Source organism: Endozoicomonas sp. ALC013 (assembly GCF_049310205.1).
GTDB lineage: Bacteria > Pseudomonadota > Gammaproteobacteria > Pseudomonadales > Endozoicomonadaceae > Endozoicomonas.
Genome location: NZ_JBLYNS010000273.1, coordinates 1 through 3,435, shown reverse-complemented (window position 1 = coordinate 3,435; position 3,435 = coordinate 1). Strand labels below are relative to the sequence as shown.

General features: G+C 46.8%; 1 protein-coding gene. It reads left to right on the top strand.

The annotated features are described in order from the left end of the window. Positions 1-309: 309 nt before the first annotated feature. Positions 310-3,429 carry a hypothetical protein gene (locus ACO6V1_RS23025; protein ID WP_422468816.1) on the top strand — a complete coding sequence of 1,040 codons (3,120 nt, stop codon included), beginning with the start codon at positions 310-312 and terminating at the stop codon, positions 3,427-3,429. The last annotated feature ends 6 nt before the right edge of the window (positions 3,430-3,435 follow it).

Sequence of the window (3,435 nt, the reverse complement as noted above, 5' to 3'; positions counted from 1 at the left end):
GTCTAGGAGGCTATCCGAGAATAGCGCCCGTAGCGAGGATTGCGAGAAATTGAGGATAAAAATTTCTGATTCTGAGGAGAATAGCGGGGCTATTTGACGAAGAAGCAGGAATTTTTAGACCAGTTTATCGCAACCGCAGTAGGGCAGTCTATTCTCGGACAGCCTCCTAGGGTCAGGAAAAGCAACAGCAATTTTCCAAAGGCTGCGTTTTTACAAAAACAGAGGGACTTTTTTTATAAAAAAGTTGGGTCAGGTATTGCCGGTTATAAACTCACCTTCGTCATCACTCTGACATTCTGTATTATCACTATGAATTCATTACCCAATGCAGCACACTCATTATCAACAGTATCGTTTAAGAACCCTGAGAGTTGCCCGGTGCAACCAGGCAAACATTCAAACACTGAAACTCGCCACTCCCCGGGTAGCAGAGAGCAGATAAGGCAGGAATTGCTGGGTGCTTTCAAGACAGGCACGTTGGGTGCTCGACAGGTCTGGATGTGTCACGGGGAATCAGCTCATGCAAGATTCAAAAAAGAGTCGGCTTATCTTGATCATAACAATGAGTTACCAAAAGCACCAAGACCCGTCATCCTGATTATGGAAGATGTGCCATTGATGTTAAGATCGAACCATGCCACCGTTGGCATTATAAACCCCGGTACTCTCGCTGTTTATAAGAAAAATGCCGGAACATCCAGATTACAGAACAATGCCTTAAAGCCAGACGAACTGCCTGTTAAATGTCTGCCTGACCACAATTCACTGCGGGAGAAAATGAAGGAGAGAGCGACACGGCTCTGTACTGTTTATAAGCAATCTTCATCAGGTCAGCTGCGCAGGAAAGGCACATTCAAACCGCCAGAATTCAAGGAAAAAGATAATGAAAATTTAACATGCTATCCAGAATGGCTAACCACCGGGTACATAAAATCACAAATCAAGTGCTATCTCACGGTAAAAGAGGGCACTGACAACAGCATTACCGAACATTTGCAGGATAAACACCAGTTAGAAGAGGTTTTTGGCATTGATTCGTTGCCCTGGATGGTTTATTCCCAGCAAAGCGGTTCAGCAGAGGTTTATTTTGAGGATGAACTCAGTACTGATCATTTAGCACTTAATGAGGCCAGGCTTGGTAATTTTGCGTTATCCCATAACATTTCTGAAGATGCCTTCAGGGGGATGTTGAATCTTCTGCCTATGCCGTTAAAAGCTAAAACCCTCAATCAACACCATCTGCCAACGCTACAGCATCCATTTCAGGATATTATAACACTGGCAGAGAGCCCGGACTTCAGTCGTGAAAACTTACGGGAATTAATAGGCCGTATTTGGAAATTATTAGAGCGGGATGCTCCTGTTCAAAGAAAGTTTTTTTACCGGGGGGAATATCAGACAATACTTGATTTGCTGATCCAGTCAGCTGAAATATTATGGTACAGAAATGATTACAAGTTGTCGGATGATCATGATGAACGCCAGGATTTGAGAGAGACAGCTTACGAGGAAGATAGAGTTTTCCAATTAGCCAGTGATCTGGTCAGACGCGGAGTGTTGTCTACTGGTTGGAAAACCGGCCTGAACGTTCTGGGGCAACTTTATTCAATAAGGCTTTGCTGTCATTTTGAGGCATTGGGAATACCCTACAAGGGCCACTTATGGTCTACTATGTCTTTTCTGATTGGTCACCGCTCTTTCAATCATCCGGTTGTTATGCTGCAGTTTCATAAACGTTGTCAGAGTTTCAATGCAGCACAACTGCAGGAAGTGTTTATCGTCACACTTCGGGAACCTTTTCAGAGATATTATTGCTATAAGCACTTTAAGGATAATTTATTAGCCCTGTTTTATTATGGTGTACCTGATGATCAAACACTTGGCGCTGTGAGAAAATCAATAGCAAACACCAGTGCCCAAAGCATTAAAAAATCCCTGGGAACGCTTTGCGCAGATGATTATATTCACTGGGTTAAAGAACTCTGGGAACGTCGAGATCAAGAGCCCTTTTATCAGCACTGGCCAGAAAATATCAAAAAAGGGCAACAACAAATCGTCGAACTGCAAAAGTCCCTCGGCCTTACCGGCTGTCAGTCTCCCCAAACTGCATCCCTGACGCAACCAACGGAGTTGCAGTTTATCGTTGACGCCTTCAGCCAACCACCGGTTCTGCCCAATGCCAGGGATAACGAAGAGACCATTCTGAGAATATTACAGCACTATTACCGACGGCCCGGTCCAGAGCGAGTCATCAAATGCCTTGGCAGTGACACACTGCCCGGGGTATGGAAGCCGGATCACAACTGCTGCCATGTATTGCGGGCCCGGAACAATCTGTTGTGGTATATCGAGCTGCTGGAGAAATTCCATCAGATGCATTTCTCTGAAATTGAAAAGAATCTGCTGTCGCTGGCGATCATCTATCATGACGCCGCAGCGGAAGATGTCCCCAAGCAAGATGAGGAAGCCAGGGCGGCTGACTATTTCAAACGGGATCTTCAGGGGCAGTATCCACAACAGTATCTGAAGGAGATTGGCGAGGCACTGTCCCGCAAGGAAGATGACGTACATGGCAAGAGCGACCAGGGTCTGTCGTCATCGGTTCGGCGTTATCTGCATGTACTGCGCTTTGCTGACCGCATGGATTTTATCCGATGCACCGGGATTGATGCCTCGTTCCCGGGATCCTTCAAAGACCGTCAGCAGCCTGGCCACTTTGACGCCTCGCTTTTGGATCTGCCGTCGCAGGTAACCAGAGATTTCACCAATGACCCTGCCCTGAAACCGGACTTTCAACGGCAACTGGAAGCCGCCATGCACGGTGCCGCTGATCTGCTACAGGTTACTGGCAACAAGCGTGAAGACTGTCGGCCGGATTCCTATGTCCAGACTTACCAGCTTGAACCTGATGAAGCAACGATCACCGAGAAATTTGAACTGACGCCCTTGCCACTAAAGAACATGGAAAAATATCTGGACGATAATGTCCGGCGCTATATTGCCAGCCGTGCAGGCATTCACACCTGTACAAGCTCTGACCATAAAGATTGCAAAACTAATCGCCGAAGGGGGGTTACCCGTGGCATCCATAATAGCTTCCATGATCTCAGGCAAGTCAGAGTGCCAACAGGGATGACCCGTCTGGAAAAGATGCAGTGTCGTCAGGGTTTCAGTTTATTAAGTGTGGAAACACAAGGTGCCATCGCTCAAGAGGTGCAACGACTGCAATTGAAGGGGATACTTATGAGCCTCGGCACATTAACCCAGGAAACCCTGAAATCACGTCGGGCAAAAAGAGTACTTGCGAAAAGAGGATTTGCAGTGGTCAGTCGGAAGCGCTTCAGGGGATACAATGACAAAGGGGGGATAAAAATGCAGAAAATGCTGGTACCTCTGCGGATTCGTCCAAACCATGAGACTGCTGTTTAGGAGGCC

Excerpts from the sequence above, each read along its gene's own strand:
- ACO6V1_RS23025 (WP_422468816.1), top strand. The coding sequence starts at position 310 with ATGAATTCATTACCCAATGCAGCACACTCATTATCAACAGTATCGTTT.